The organism is Erwinia sp. HR93 (assembly GCF_034555055.1).
Classification (GTDB): domain Bacteria; phylum Pseudomonadota; class Gammaproteobacteria; order Enterobacterales; family Enterobacteriaceae; genus Apirhabdus; species Apirhabdus apintestini.
In genome coordinates this window covers 2,759,322-2,774,382 of the sequence record NZ_JAXUDP010000001.1, presented here as the reverse complement: position 1 = coordinate 2,774,382, position 15,061 = coordinate 2,759,322, and the positions used below count along the sequence as shown (strand labels likewise).

The following is a 15,061-nucleotide window of genomic DNA, read 5'->3' as shown; positions in this document are numbered from 1 at the left end:
AATCATTTCTCTCATCGCTCCGGATACGTTTTATTATACTTGGGTAATTTATGCGCACCGTACTGAATATCCTTAATTTTATTTTGGGCGGTTTTTTAACCACCGCTTCATGGCTGTTGGCCACAATCGTCAGTATCATCCTAATATTTACATTACCGTTAACGCGTTCATGCTGGGAAATAACAAAGCTATCTTTGCTGCCCTACGGTAACGAAGCTGTTCATGTGGACGTTTTGTATCCCGCACGAAAGAATGCACTCATGAATACCGGCGGTACGCTGCTAAATATTTTGTGGGTTATCTTTTTTGGCTGGTGGCTTTGTCTACTCCACATTGGCGCAGGGATTGCCCAGTGCCTGACGCTAATCGGTATACCAGTCGGTATCGCCAATTTTAAAATAGCGGCAATTGCACTTTGGCCCGTAGGACGCCGCGTAGTGTCTATTGAAACGGCCCGCGCCGCCCGTGAAGCGAACGCGCGTCATTCTTTCTCCCAATAAGCGGTCAACCTGCGTGGTGAAACTTAGCCCATTGCTGCAACGCTATACCGGTAATAGCGCCTGGCTTTACAATGTTCGCATACTTATCGCTCTAAGCGGATGCGCAGCATTTCCCTGGTGGCTTAATGAAGTTAAATTGACTATCCCGCTAACGCTCGGCGTTGTTGCCGCCGCGCTGGCGGATTTAGACGATCGTTTAGCCGGGCGCCTGCGCAATCTCATTATTACGCTAATCAGCTTCTTTGTCGCTTCAGTGTCCGTAGAGCTGCTTTTCCCTATGCCAGTCTTTTTTACCGTGGGGTTAATGTTATCAACCAGTGGCTTTATTCTGTTAGGCAGCCTGGGACAGCGTTATGCAACTATTGCATTCGGCGCACTGCTGATTGCTATCTATACCATGCTGGGCTTTTCCTTATTTCATACCTGGTATCAACAGCCTTTGTTATTGCTTGCGGGGGCTATCTGGTACAATCTGCTTACCCTTGTCGGGCACCTCATATTTCCCATACGCCCGGCACAGGATAGTCTATCCCAAAGCTATGGCGAACTTGCGCATTATCTTGAGCTTAAGTCCCGGCTGTTTGATCCCGATATTGAAGATGATAGCCAGGCATTATTACTCGATCTGGCTATGGCTAATGGCCTTCTGGTCGCCACACTTAATCAGACAAAAGCGATTTTACTCACCCGCCTGCGCGGCGATCGCGGACAGCGGGGAACGCGTCGCGCGCTTCACTACTACTTCACAGCTCAGGATATCCACGAGCGGGCCAATGCCTCACATATCCAGTATCAGGCGCTGCGCGATAAATTTCGCCACAGCGATGTAATGTTTCGTTTCCAGCGGTTGTTATCAATGCAGGCCCAGGCTTGCCAGCAGCTATCCCGTGCAATTTTATTACGTACGCCATACCGCCACGACGCACGTTTTGAACGTTATTTCACGCATCTGGACACCGCGCTGGAGCGTTTATCCCCGCTTGATATAACCACCGCTGAACGCGAAGCTATTCGCTTTCTTATCAGAAATCTGCGAGCTATAGATACGCAACTCGCCACAATTGAGTCTGAGCAGTCTGCAATAGTTCAACGGGTTAGCGATCCTGAAAACCAGCTCGCAGATGATAGTTTAAACAGTATCCATGATATGTGGTTGCGAATAAAACATACGATTACGCCTGAATCAGCGCTTTTTCGTCACGCGGTGCGGATGTCTTTAGTGCTGTGTCTTGGGTATATTTTTATACAGTTAACGGGGCTAAAACATGGCTACTGGATATTGCTTACCAGCCTGTTTGTCTGCCAACCCAACTATAATGCAACTCGCCACCGTCTAAAACTGCGTATAATAGGAACGCTGCTTGGGGTAGCTATCGGCATTCCTATATTACTTCTGGTGCCTTCAATTGAAGGGCAATTACTTTTAATTGTTCTGAGCGGCGTCCTTTTTTTTGCATTTCGCAATATACAATATGCTCACGCAACATTATTTATTACCCTGCTGGTACTGCTGTGTTTTAACCTTCTGGGTGAAGGCTTTATTGTTGCAATACCGCGCATTATTGACACACTTATTGGATGTGCTATCGCATGGACTGCGGTTAGTTTTATTTGGCCAGACTGGCGTTTCCGGCGCCTCCCTTCGGTCGTTGAACGCGCCTTTCAGGCAAACTGCCGCTACCTCGATGCGATTATGGAACAATATCACCAGGGACGTGATAACCGTCTGGATTATCGTATTGCCCGGCGTAATGCTCATAATCAGGATGCTGAGTTCGCCTCTGTGGTATCTAATATGTCCACTGAACCCAATGTTAAACCTGAAATACGTGAAGCAGCATTCCGCTTACTTTGCCTGAATCATACTTTTAATAGCTATATTTCAACGCTGGGAGCTCATCGGGAAAAACTCTGCGATGCCGAAACGCTCACACTTCTGGATGAAACGGTATGCTATATCGATAGCACGCTAAATTTCAGCACTGATGTAAACAATGAAAATATTCAGCACACACTTAAAGCGATAATTCAACGCCTTGAGCACAGTGCTTTCCGGGTAGACAACAAAAAAACCCTGGTCATACAGCAGATTGGATTGCTGGTATCACTGATACCTGAACTATCTCAGTGCCAAAAACAAATTTGTCATTTGCCGGAATAATTATCATCCTGGTGCATTTGATCTGCCGCCCATTCCAGTAGCTCCTGCTTTAGCTGAGCCGGAAGCGCGGCGGCATGCTGCCCGGTTAAAGCGCCGGCAAGGGCCAGCAGAATTCTAATTCCCGCAGTTTTATTTATTTTGCGTAACCGTAACCACCCTTCGCGTGCGCCCGTCGCCCGTAAGGTTTCAACATCATGTATACCTGCCAGCCACAGCATATTTTCAAGACTATAATTGAGATTCGGTAAATCTTTCAGGCGGCCACCGGCGGCACGCTTTTGTTTTTCATTTTGCGCGCCTTCTAATGCCAGCTTTGAAAGTGATAATAATTGCTTTTCATCTTGCCAAAGCGCCTCATCAACTTTGTAATAATTCAGGCAAACATCACGACCATGACGAGTAAATGCCAATGCTGGTGCCTGGCGTTTACGAAAATATTCCACGCACTCTTCGCTTGCCCGTAAATAAAGTTCCCCCTTAGCGACCATCGCAAAAACAGTATCCTGCACGGCAAGGCTATATCCCCCAAATAGCGCTTTATGTTGGATATCACCTAATGGTGCAAGACAGGATCGCGTCTTATAAATTTTTGCGTAGCATGAGTCCTTCATATTTTTATCCTTTAAAATCAAATAATAGAAAACAGGCTTCATTGATGGTTCAGCTAACGGGAAAATAGGCAACTTCTTTGGAAAGCGCAATCGGAATTGGCACTTCATGATGACGCTTTTTGCAAACTGCGATGTGCTTTCAAAAATTGGGTTGATCTTTGCTCATGCAAAGGATACTGTACATTCATACAGTAATATTACGATGGAAGGCACTATGAACACACTCACTTATCGCCAACGCATGCCTCAATCTTCTCATCGCATTCACGGCACTCAAAGTTTTGTATGCGAGGCGCAATACGTACAGGGCATGATCAGCGAAATTGTTTATAGTGCAGAGCGCCCACAATTAACACAAATGCTGTTATTACCCTTATTACAGCAGCTTGGTTTACAATCTCGCTGGCAACTGTGGCTAACGCCGCATCAGAAATTAAATCGCCAGTGGGTAGAGGAAGCTGGACTACCTATCGACAAGGTAATGCAGGCAAACCACACCAGTTCAGAAACTATGGTAACAACCATGGCAAAAGCATTACAGACCGGAAACTATAGTGTGGTCGTTGGCTGGTTATCGCGAGAGCTTACATTGGCAGAACACCATTTGCTCGCATCCGCAGCAGAAACAGGGACTGGCGTTGGGCTTATTTTACGTCCAGTGGGTCACATAATTTCCTCATCCAGACCACGAAACGATATTAAAATTCACACAAGTTTGTATCATTAAGTAAATTTAGGATTAATCCTGGCATTTTTTTTTGAACTTCGCCAGGTTACTGGAAAAAGTGGTGAAACCTTGACTGGCTATGCTTCTCCAGCGTTACTGATAAAAGTTACTCGATGAAATTTTAAGCTTTTTTGTGACTAATTATGTCATCAATTCCTTTTTTTCTATGTATCTGATGGACTTCACACTTGTAAGTTTTCCACTACGTTGTAGACTTTAGCTCGCCGGGGTTGCTCACTATAAACCGCCTTAGCGGTAGAGTTACAACTGAGCACCTACCCGGATGAAGGATTTAACCGTGGGCTTTAATGGCTTTAAGGCCTGTGGCCTTTTTGGATGATAACGAGGCGCAAAAATGAAAAAGACAGCTATCGCGATTGCAGTGGCACTGGCTGGCTTCGCTACCGTAGCGCAGGCCGCTCCGAAAGATAACACCTGGTATGCAGGTGCAAAACTGGGTTGGTCCCAGTATCATGACACCGGTTTCTACGGTAATGGCTACGACTCTGGTATCGGCAATGGCCCGACCCACGAAAACCAGCTTGGCGCTGGCGCATTCGGTGGCTACCAGGTTAACCCATATGTTGGTTTTGAAATGGGTTATGACTGGTTAGGTCGTATGCAGTACAAAGGCAGTGAAGAAAACGGCGCATTCAAAGCGCAGGGTATTCAGCTGACCGCTAAACTGAGCTACCCGATTCTGGACGATCTGGATATCTATACTCGTCTGGGTGGTATGGTATGGCGTGCAGATTCTTCAGCGAAAAACGCATTGGGTAAGCGTCTGAAAGATCACGACACCGGTGTTTCTCCGGTCTACGCCGCAGGTTTCGAGTGGGCTCTTACTCAAGATATCGCAACTCGTCTGGAATACCAGTGGGTTAACAATATCGGCGATGCACACACCGTCGGCACTCGTCCGGACAACGGTATGTTGAGCCTGGGCGTATCCTACCGCTTCGGTCAGGATACTCCTGCTCCGGTTGCACCGGCACCGGCTCCGGCTCCTGAAGTACAGACTAAACACTTCACTCTGAAGTCTGATGTTCTGTTTAACTTCAACAAAGCTACGCTGAAAGCAGAAGGCCAGCAGGCGCTGGATCAGATGTATACTCAGCTAAGCAACTTGGATCCGAAAGACGGCTCCGTTGTAGTTCTGGGCTTCACGGACCGTATCGGTTCAGATGCTTACAACCAGAAACTGTCTGAAAAACGCGCACAGTCTGTTGTTGACTACCTGATTTCTAAAGGTATCCCGGCAGATAAAATTTCTGCACGCGGTATGGGCGAATCTAACCCGGTTACTGGCAACACCTGTGACAACGTGAAACGTCGCGCTGCACTGATCGACTGCCTGGCACCCGATCGTCGCGTAGAAATCGAAGTTAAAGGCGTTAAAGATGTAGTAACTCAGCCTCAGGCTTAAGTTATTACCTTTTAATGTTAAGACCCCGCTTAGGCGGGGTTTTTTTATATTTCCGAATGAATTAAAAACGCCTTCCGCCTTCCGCCTTCCGCCTTCCGCCTTCCGCCTTCCGCCTTCCGCCTTACAGCCCAATATAACTTCGCGCCGCTATAACAACATCAATTAGAAGTGCTTATCTATAGCAATCCTTCTGTAATTTAGGCAAATAGCAGAGAAGCAATATGGCTATAGTTAAAATCGGATAGCGTTAAAATGAATTATCTGCCGGACGATGAGGAAGTTAAATTCGGCACAAATAGGTATTTTCACTTATAAATAGTGCCATGGCATTTGTGGCAACCTTAATCCACGCCTGCGGCTATAGAAATATCGCAAACCGGCACCTGCCTTCCCGGTTATAAAGTTACACGGTTTCTCCGGAAAATAACCGGCCCGGATAGAATATTCACAGTTCTCAGCGCACCGCTATTTTTTACTTAACAGTGCCTGTATATCTTCTTTCAGGGACGACATCTGCGTTGCGTATTTTTCCTTGCGTTCTGCATCTTCAATCAGTTGTACAATAGTTTCCGAAAGCGTTTGGTTCCTGCGACGTGATAACCCGGCAAGGCGTTGCCACACCATAAACTCCAAATCAATGGACTTTTTACGCGTATGCTGGTGTTCTGCATTAAAATGGCGCTTACGGCGTGCTCGAATGGTCTGCTTCATTCGATTTTCCAGCGCAGGATTCATATGTTGCGCGATCCACGCCAGTACATTTACCGGTTCATTTTCCATCGTTAGCAGCAAATCAACGGCGCTCTGGGCTGCGCTGGCTTCCACATAGCGCGTGATCAGCTCCCCTTCGCGATGTTTTTTAACCAGATACTTCCATTTCCAGCCGCTTTCGAGATTTTTCAGTTGTTGATATTTCATAGTAATCTCAGTGTGACCGCGTAACATTATTCAGATTATCAGTTTTCCAGTGCATTACTGTAAGAGATTATCGATTCTTCCCACACCTTTTATGCACGATCTGTGTGAAGCGCAACGACATACTGTATAATCGCTCTTTTAATATTAAGCGATTGCAGATTATTTTGACCATAAATCAACTTCCATCGCATCACCTGGTGCCCGATGCCAGCCTGTTACAGGCACCTTCAGCCGCTTTATTAGAACACAGCGCCTCAGTCTTTGAGCGTGTTCAGCCGCGTTTATGTAATGGGCTTCAGCAATTAATGCAAGTTAACCCACCGGCGGATATTCTGCTGGTCAAAAATACGCAAACCTGGTCATCTTTAACCATGATTGGCGAGGCGCTGAAGGATATTTACGTATCGGGCTCATCGCTTTGCGGTGGTCATTATACTGTGCAGGGAAATCAGGTTGATTTACAGCCGGCAACTTCAGCGCAAGATAATTTTGCTGCTCAGGGAGATATCGTTATAGCCGACTGGGTTGAAGAACCGCAGCTATTCGGCTGCGTTCGTTTTCATCAGGATACACTAACGCTGGAACCAGGCCTTATTCATAAGGCCAATGGAGGCGTATTAGTGATGGCGTTGCGCAGCGTCTTATTACAACCCCGCCTCTGGCTGCGTCTGAAACAAATGCTGGCACAGCGGCGCTTTGATTGGCTATCGCCCGATGACAACCGCCCTTTACCCGTTTCCATTCCTTCTTTACCACTCTCCGTCAGGCTCGTTCTGAGTGGCGATCGAGAGGCGCTGGCCGACTTTCAGGAGCTAGAGCCTGAACTGTCTGCGCTGGCAATATACAGTGAATATGAAGACTGTTTGCAAATCAATACGCCGGAAGCAGCAGCGCTTTGGTGCAACTGGGTTAGCCACCTTGCTAAAACCCAGCGGCTACCCGCTATTCAGAATGACTTTTGGCCTGAGCTCATCCATGAGGGCGCACGCTATACGGGAGATAATCAAACTCTGCCGCTATCAAACGATTGGATTATTCGCCAACTAAAAGAAGCGGCGCTTTTTGGTAACGAAGACGCGATGGGCTCTGAGGCGTTTGCGCACATGGTAAATCAGCGACAGTGGCGAGAAGATTTTCTGCCAGAGCGTATGCGCGAGGAGATTCTATCCCGGCAAATTTGGATAGAAACGGATGGCGCACGTATCGGTCAGGTCAATGCCTTATCTGTCATCGAATTTCCCGGTCATCCGCGCACGTTTGGCGAGCCATCCCGGATAAGTTGTGTCATCCACTTTGGCGACGGCGAGTTTACTGACATTGAACGTAAAGCGGAGTTAGGCGGCAATCTTCACGCCAAAGGCATGATGATTATGCAGGCATTTTTACTGGCTGCATTAGATCTCGATCAGCAACTTCCTTTTACTGCCTCGCTCACCTTTGAACAATCTTATAGCGAAGTCGATGGCGATAGCGCCTCTATGGCAGAACTGTGTGCGCTTATTAGTGCGCTGGCAAGCGCCCCCATTAATCAAAGCATCGCCATTACCGGCGCCGTTGACCAGTTTGGGTATATGCAACCCATTGGCGGGGTCAACGAAAAAATTGAAGGGTTCTTCCACATTTGCGCTGCCCGCGGGCTCACCGGTCAACAGGGCGTTATCATACCCAAAACAAATATGCGTCATCTTGCCTTAGAGCGCGACGTCGTTAAGGCGGTTGAACAGGGTACTTTTTCTATTTGGGCTGTCGATAATGCCGCCGACGCGCTTACATTATTAACAGGACTCACCTGGAGCGATGATACTCAGGATTGTCTGTTAACTATTATGAAAGAACGCATTACCCAGGCTAACCAACAAGACTATCGTCACCGCTATCCGTGGCCGCTTCGCTGGTTGAACTGGTTTAACCACAACTGATCGGAGTTGTTGAGCGTACACGTGTAAGCTAATCTGCGTGCTTCACTAGAATAAGGCTTATTGTAGACATGGTTGATAAACGCGAATCCTATACGAAAGAAGATCTTCTTGCTTCCTCACGCGGAGAACTGTTTGGTGCCGAAGGCCCGCAGCTCCCCGCTCCTAATATGCTGATGATGGACCGCGTGGTTAAAATGACGGAAACCGGCGGCAATTTTGATAAAGGCTATGTGGAAGCCGAGCTGGATATCAACCCGGATATGTGGTTCTTTGGCTGCCATTTTATCGGCGATCCTGTTATGCCAGGCTGTCTCGGTCTTGATGCTATGTGGCAACTGGTCGGTTTTTACCTTGGCTGGCTTGGCGGTGAAGGAAAAGGCCGCGCACTCGGCGTTGGCGAGGTAAAGTTTACCGGTCAAATTCGTCCAACGGCAAAAAAAGTGACTTACCGCATTCACTTCAAGCGCATCGTTAATCGCCGTCTAATTATGGGGCTGGCCGACGGTGAAGTTTTAGTCGACGGGCGAGTCATTTACACCGCGAGCGATTTAAAAGTAGGTCTGTTTAAAGATACCTCTGCTTTTTAAAGCGTAAATCAACCCAATCAATTGAATGATATAGTAAAAATACTGTAACTCATTCGATTGGGCTGAACGCCATCGCAAAACCTCCGCAGGCGCGGAGGTTTCTTTTAAAGAGACACTATTAGGCGGTAAGCGCCCTGTCCTCCATGGCATCTCGCCAGCCTCCCATCCAGTGCGATCGTTGATTTAACGACTGATAGGGACACATTTCTTTAGAGCGCCCGGTAATACCCGCCTGATAACCTCGTTGATGAGCCCGTGACAGGCGATCGCGTTTTTGTCTCTTCATGCCTCGTTTCCCTCATTTTGATTTGTGGAAAAAGAAAACAGTGATTACAAAATGAGCAATCACCCCTAATCAATACCTGCTTCAACTGCGTCCGTCAAGCCAGAAAACGCGCATTTTTTCAGCATCTCAAGGTATGAAGGCGTTATTTTACTGATTGCTATCGCTTAATTTTTTCAAGCGCGGAGAGCGAATAAAAAGCCCGTAAAAGCGCTTTGTAAGCCAGAGAGACAAATTATTCGGCTATTGAAGACCTCGGCAGCAGCCTGTCTTCTATCTGCAAAAGATGGCAAACATAGTCAAAAGTATTGCTGTCGAATAATTAACGCCTGATTAATACCGCGCGCCAGCGTTATTTGTAGCACGCGTCGGGCCCACGGCAGCGCTCAGCTAACCCAGAACCCATAGTCGGTGCAGGAGAATGGCGGCAGAGATACAAAGCCATATAAAGGAAGCGGGCGTAGCCGTAACTACACCCGCGGGATAGGTAACGCCGGCGGTGCATCGAGATGATTCCGACGCGCCCCTATGCTTTAAGGTAAACGCTCAAGCTGTGCGGCTATCTGTGTCGCTGCCTGTTGCCAACCCTGAGCCAGTACTTTCACCATTGCGTCGTACCCGTCCTGCTGCTGCTTTAAATCAATATAGAAAGGTCGTTTAATTAATGTTCCCTGCTGATTCAGCAACCATTCGCCGCTAACGATAACGTGCCCATCGTAACGACCATAAAAATCCGTCACCTCCACGCTTAATACACTCTGCTCGTTGCCCAACGGCTGGGAAGAAACTATCCAGCCGGGCAGGCGGGCGCTCAAATTAGCCGCCAGCGTACTGCGCAATTGCTGATCCAGGGGGCTGGCCCAGAGATTTTGCGTTGCAATTGAGTATTGGACATCCGTGGTTTGGTATACCAGGCCATTCTCAGCCAGATAGTCAGGTATCCGAACCTGATCAATCCAAAGCTGAGGCGCCCCAGCCTGCGAAGCGCTTTGCAACACCGCCTGCACCGGCGTTGGCAATTGATAATACGTGAGTTCGCTTGTACTGCTGCAGGCGCTCAGCGCCAGCGCCAGGCACAGCGGTAGCCATTGTTTCATTGTTTCGCCCTCTTCGGCTGGGGATCCTTTTTGTCTTTCGCTTCGAACACCAGCGCATTACTTTTCGCATTCAGCGTGCGCAGGACTGGCTGTAATTCCCTCAGCACCTGATCGAGACGCTGCATATCCGCAACCATTTTGTTATATGCCGCCGAACCAGGCTGCAGCCCTTTCATGCTCCTGTTCAGTTCCTGAAGCGTTTTTTGCATATCTTCCGGCAATTGCTGCATCGATTTGCTGCCAGTAAACTGGTTGAGATTATTCAACGTTTTCTGCAGTTCCTGCATTGTCCGCTGGCTTTCATTCAGTGTATTAGTTGCCTGCTGAACCATCGGATTAAGCGGCAAATTATTGATTTTATCCAGCGTCTCCATCAGTTTTTGTTGGATTTGCGCCAAACCACCGGTCACCGTTGGAATAATGGTATAGCCACCAAAATTGCGGATACCTTTAAACGGCGGTGCTTTCGAATAAAAATCTAAGTCGACGTACAGAGCACCAGTCACGATATTGCCAGTCTTTAAGGAACCGCGTAGCCCGCGATCGAACAGCTCATCGAGGTGCGAACGAAGATCGGGGTCTTCACCCAACTGATCTTCTACCCGTTTAGGATCGATGCGAATCAGTACCGGTATCCGGTAATCGGTATTAAGTTTTTGGCTCAGGCCAGGAACCGAGAACGGCACCTGAGACACGCTCCCCAGGCGAATACCGCGGAATTCAACCGGTGCACCGGGTTTCAGACCGCCAACGGAATCTTTAAAGAACATCAAATAATCTACGTGCTGCGTATACAGCGAATCCTGAATGCTACGGCGATCGTTATATAAATGAAATTCGCTGCGGTTCTCCACTGGCTCGCCCCAGGTCGATCCTTCCGGCACATCAAAACTAACGCCGCCGCTAAACAGCGTAGTCAGCGATCCCATTTCCACCCGCATCCCGGATGACGACATATCGACGGCGATACCGCTATCCTTCCAGAAGCGCACGTTGCTGGTAACCAGCCGGTCATTCGGCGCGCTAATAAAAAGCTGATAATGAATTGAGCGGCTGGTGGCATCGAATTCGCTAGTTTCAACCGATCCCACCCGATAGCCGCGAAATAAAACCGGATCGCCGGGGTTAAGCTGCCCCGCTTTATCGCTGTCCAGCGTAATACGAATACCTTTGGCATCAGGCGGCGCCAGCGGCGGCGAGTCTAATAATTCATATCGCGCCGGCTTTTCACCTTTTTTCCCGGGCTGGAGTTCGATATACGCCCCGGACAACAGGGTGCTTAACCCCGTTACCCCTTCACGGCCAATCTGCGGCTTCACGACCCAGAAGACGGAATCATTGCGCAGAAGTTTATCCATACCCGAATTCAAACGCGCTTTGATTTCAACGTGATGCAAGTCATCGGTTAAGACTACGCTCTCGACTTTACCGACATCAACGCTGCGGCTTTTAATGGCGGTTTTACCGCCGACAATCCCTTCCGCATTTGTTGTAATCAGCGTAACCATTGGCCCCTGGTGGCTGTAATGATAAAACAGAATCCATGCGCCAATCAGCGCCGTAATAATGGGGAAAATCCAAACGGGGGACCAGCTTTTCACTTTTTTCACCCGGGCCTTTCCGCGCTCATTTTCCATGTCCATCAAACTCCTCATGGTTGTGTTCCTGCGCGCGATCCCAGGTTAAACGGGGATCGAACATCGACGCGGAAAACATCGTCACAATAACCACCAGCGCAAACATCAGCGCCCCCACTGCGGGATAAATACTCATTAACGCCCCCATACGCACCAGCGCAGAGAGTACGGCAATCACAAAAACGTCAATCATCGACCAGCGGCCAACGAATTCGACCACCTCATAAATCTTATGCATCCGTTCGCTATTTGCGCGCCCGTGCCCGTGCGCATCCCAACACAGCCAGCCGATAGCAATCATCTTAAGCGTCGGAACCATAATACTGGCCATAAAAATAACCATTGCGACGGGATATGACCCCTCGCTCCAGAGCAAAACGACTCCCGCCAGAATCGTAGACGGCATTTTGTCGCCTAACAGGTCGGTTATCATAATCGGTAATAAATTCGCGGGCAGATAAAGAATTATCGACGTAATAAGCAGCGATAACGTCCACTGCAGGCTATGTGGGCGCCGCGCGGCGCCATGAGTATGACAACGCGGGCATTCGCGCAGCTCTGCAGGAACTATCGCGGTGCAGCAGGAGCAGGAGCGCAGCCCCTGTCGAATACCAGCGATCCCAGCTTTCGGAAAATGCGGCAAGGCCGGCGCTGGCGCAATGTCATCCCACAGCCAGCGTCGGTCAACGCATTGAAATACGCGCAATTGCAGCAGGCAAAACAGGCACCAGGGTGCAAAACTGGGGCCAATGCCAATATCACCGTAGGCCATAAGTTTCACGAAACTCACCAGTACGCCCGCCAGAAAAATTTCCGCCATCCCCCAGCTTTTTAGCTGAAACAAAATGCGAGCCAGCACGCGAGCCAGCCCTGGCGTCATACGAACCCGATTAACCAAGAGCAGAATCGACACCAGGCAAAACGCGGGCACTAACTGAACAAATAGCAAAAAGAATGTTCCGAGACTCGCGTAATCTTCTGAAAACATTACTTTCGGGATTGCCAGCAGCGTAATCTCGCTGGTCAGGCCCGCCACTTTCATATTTACAAAGGGGAATAGATTAGCAAGAAACAGCATAAACAAAGCCGCCAGCGCATAGGCCGTTGGACGCTGGCGCGGCGCGCGCCACGCCGTGGTCAGCGTCGTTGAACAGCGCGGACAGCACGCTTTCTCGCCCGGCTTCAGATCGGGCAGCGCCACTGCCATATCGCACTGGGGACATAAGATATGCCGCGCGGCGCGGTGAGATTCACACATGCCGCTTTTCTCCTTTACCGACCATTTTTTTGCGACTCAAGATATTCCCAGCGCTCAAAAGCACTTTCAAGCCGCTGTTCCGCCGCAGCCAAATCGGATAACACCTGTTGCGTGCTATCATGCGGTTGATTGAAAAATGCGGGGTCGCCAACCTGTGCCTGCAGCGACGCAATTTCCGCCTCCAGCGTTTCGAGTTGCTGCGGCAATTGCTCCAGCTCACGCTGCAGTTTATAGCTGAGTTTCCCGCCGCCGGTGCGTTTCGTCACAGAAGCCGACGTGGTTTCCACCTCGGCTGGTACTTGCACCTTCGACGCAGCGGTTGTTTTTAGCGGCTGAGTCTGAGATTGCTGCTCACGTGCATCGTGATAACCGCCAATATAGCGGCCAATACGCCCCTGCCCTTCAAAAATCCAACATTCAGTCACGGTATTATCTACAAACTGCCTGTCATGGCTGACCAAAAGCACGGTGCCCTGGTAGTTATCGATAAGCTCTTCCAGCAGCTCTAGGGTTTCCACATCCAGATCGTTAGTCGGTTCATCGAGGATGAGCAGATTGCTGGGTTTTAAAAATAGCCGCGCCAGTAATAAACGATTACGCTCACCGCCGGATAAAGCACGCACCGGCGTCATCGCCCGCTTAGGATGGAAGAGGAAGTCCTGCAAATAGCCCAGCACGTGGCGCGGCCTGCCGTTCACCATGACTTCCTGTTTCCCTTCGGCTAGGTTATCCATCACCGTTTTCTCAGGATCGAGCGCCGCCCGGTGCTGATCGAAATAGGCGACCTCCAGTTTGGTACCAATGTGCACGCGCCCGCTATCAGGCGCTAAATCACCCAGCATTAACTTCAAAAGCGTGGTTTTCCCGCAGCCATTTGGCCCCACCAGCGCGATTTTATCGCCACGCTGCACCTGAGCGCTAAAATCCCGTACCAGCGGCCGGTCCTTCAACGCGTAGCTCACGTTCTCCAGCTCAAAGACAATTTTTCCGGAGCGGGTCGCCTCTTCAACCTGCATTTTGGCGCTGCCCATCACTTCTCGCCGCTCTCCTCGCTCACGGCGCATTGCTTTCAGCGCGCGTACGCGCCCTTCATTGCGGGTACGGCGCGCTTTAATTCCCTGACGGATCCACACCTCTTCCTGCGCCAGCTTGCGATCGAACTCCGCATTTTGCATCTCTTCAACCCGGAGCGCCTCTTCTTTCGCCACCAGGTAAGCATCATAATCGCCTGGCCACGAAACCAGTTTTCCACGGTCAAGATCGACTATCCGCGTTGCCATATTGCGAATAAAAGAGCGATCGTGGGAGATAAAAATAATCGTGCCGTTAAAGGTTTTGAGAAAGCCCTCCAGCCAGTCGATGGTTTCTATATCCAAATGGTTGGTCGGCTCATCCAATAATAGGACGTGCGGCGCACTAACCAGCGCCCTGCCCAGCGCCGCTTTACGTAACCAGCCACCGGATAGCGCAGAAAGCGCGCTATTCGCATCCAGGCCAAGCTGTAGCAGCACTTCGTTAATGCGGTTTTCCAGTTGCCATAGCCCCTGATGCTCCAAGGTTTCCTGAACCTGCGCCAGCCGGTCGAGATTCTTTTCGCTGGGATCGCTCATAACGAGCTGCGATAGCACATGGTAACGCTTTAGAATTTCAGCCTGTTCCTCAACCCCTTCGGCAACAAAGTCATAAACGGTGCCGGCCACATCGCGCGGAGGATCCTGCTGCAAACGCGCGACAATCAAATCTTGTTCATAGATTATACGCCCATCGTCCAGCGGTATTTCGCGGTTGAGGATCTTCATCAGCGTCGATTTTCCTGCCCCGTTACGCCCCACCAGGCAAACGCGTTCATTATCTTCAATGTGCAGTTCGGCGTTATCAAGCAAAGGAGCGTCGCTATAAGATAGCCAGGCGCCGTGCATACTGATTAATGACATTGC

13 protein-coding genes are annotated in these 15,061 nt (G+C 49.5%); 6 read left to right on the top strand and 7 right to left on the bottom strand.

Going from position 1 to position 15,061, the window contains the following annotated elements:
- The first annotated feature begins 50 nt into the window (after nt 1-50).
- Both SFA31_RS12915 and yccS read left to right on the top strand, forming a co-directional pair.
- Nucleotides 51-500: a YccF domain-containing protein gene (locus SFA31_RS12915; RefSeq protein WP_322838346.1), complete on the top strand. Its 450-nt coding sequence runs from the start codon at nt 51-53 to the stop codon at nt 498-500.
- A 13-nt stretch (nt 501-513) separates the two neighbouring features.
- Nucleotides 514-2,661 carry a YccS family putative transporter gene (gene yccS / locus SFA31_RS12910; RefSeq protein ID WP_322839364.1) on the top strand — a complete coding sequence of 716 codons (2,148 nt, stop codon included), beginning with the start codon at nt 514-516 and terminating at the stop codon, nt 2,659-2,661.
- Here the strand turns inward: yccS and SFA31_RS12905 are convergent.
- A complete protein-coding gene (locus tag SFA31_RS12905) occupies nt 2,646-3,272 on the bottom strand; it encodes a TfoX/Sxy family DNA transformation protein (protein ID WP_322838345.1) in 627 nt (208 codons plus the stop codon). The two genes, yccS and SFA31_RS12905, sit on opposite strands and share 16 nt — an antisense overlap.
- 214 nt (nt 3,273-3,486) lie before the next feature.
- Here SFA31_RS12905 and sulA point away from each other — a divergent pair, with 214 nt between their 5' ends.
- Complete coding sequence (gene sulA / locus SFA31_RS12900; RefSeq protein WP_416208355.1) at nt 3,487-3,999, top strand: SOS-induced cell division inhibitor SulA; 513 nt, start codon at nt 3,487-3,489, stop codon at nt 3,997-3,999.
- Between the two features lie 355 nt (nt 4,000-4,354).
- Nucleotides 4,355-5,425, top strand: a complete 1,071-nt coding sequence (gene ompA / locus SFA31_RS12895; protein ID WP_322838343.1) for a porin OmpA — start codon at nt 4,355-4,357, stop codon at nt 5,423-5,425.
- Nucleotides 5,426-5,890: 465 nt separating this feature from the next.
- Here ompA and matP read toward each other — a convergent pair whose 3' ends face one another.
- Nucleotides 5,891-6,343 (bottom strand): macrodomain Ter protein MatP, encoded by a 453-nt coding sequence (gene matP, locus SFA31_RS12890; protein ID WP_322838342.1) that lies wholly within the window; start codon nt 6,341-6,343, stop codon nt 5,891-5,893.
- Between the two features lie 164 nt (nt 6,344-6,507).
- Here matP and SFA31_RS12885 point away from each other — a divergent pair, with 164 nt between their 5' ends.
- Both SFA31_RS12885 and fabA read left to right on the top strand, forming a co-directional pair.
- A complete protein-coding gene (locus tag SFA31_RS12885) occupies nt 6,508-8,262 on the top strand; it encodes a Lon protease family protein (RefSeq protein ID WP_322838341.1) in 1,755 nt (584 codons plus the stop codon).
- A gap of 68 nt (nt 8,263-8,330) precedes the next feature.
- Nucleotides 8,331-8,849, top strand: coding sequence for a bifunctional 3-hydroxydecanoyl-ACP dehydratase/trans-2-decenoyl-ACP isomerase (fabA, locus tag SFA31_RS12880; RefSeq protein ID WP_322838340.1), 519 nt, complete (start codon nt 8,331-8,333; stop codon nt 8,847-8,849).
- Between the two features lie 118 nt (nt 8,850-8,967).
- Here fabA and rmf read toward each other — a convergent pair whose 3' ends face one another.
- The 5 genes from rmf to SFA31_RS12855 all read right to left on the bottom strand — a co-directional run bounded on the left by rmf (nt 8,968) and on the right by SFA31_RS12855 (nt 15,058).
- The gene (gene rmf, locus SFA31_RS12875) at nt 8,968-9,135 is read right to left on the bottom strand and encodes a ribosome modulation factor (protein ID WP_322838339.1); all 168 of its coding nucleotides are present in this window, start codon (nt 9,133-9,135) and stop codon (nt 8,968-8,970) included.
- A 530-nt stretch (nt 9,136-9,665) separates the two neighbouring features.
- Complete coding sequence (gene pqiC, locus SFA31_RS12870) at nt 9,666-10,229, bottom strand: membrane integrity-associated transporter subunit PqiC (protein ID WP_322838338.1); 564 nt, start codon at nt 10,227-10,229, stop codon at nt 9,666-9,668.
- The gene (gene pqiB, locus SFA31_RS12865) at nt 10,226-11,866 is read right to left on the bottom strand and encodes an intermembrane transport protein PqiB (protein WP_322839363.1); all 1,641 of its coding nucleotides are present in this window, start codon (nt 11,864-11,866) and stop codon (nt 10,226-10,228) included. The genes pqiC and pqiB overlap by 4 nt, the downstream gene beginning before the upstream one ends.
- Nucleotides 11,856-13,124 (bottom strand): membrane integrity-associated transporter subunit PqiA, encoded by a 1,269-nt coding sequence (gene pqiA, locus SFA31_RS12860; RefSeq protein WP_322838337.1) that lies wholly within the window; start codon nt 13,122-13,124, stop codon nt 11,856-11,858. Before pqiA ends, pqiB begins: the two co-directional genes overlap by 11 nt.
- 14 nt (nt 13,125-13,138) lie before the next feature.
- Nucleotides 13,139-15,058: an ABC transporter ATP-binding protein gene (locus tag SFA31_RS12855; protein WP_322838336.1), complete on the bottom strand. Its 1,920-nt coding sequence runs from the start codon at nt 15,056-15,058 to the stop codon at nt 13,139-13,141.
- Nucleotides 15,059-15,061: the final 3 nt, after the last annotated feature.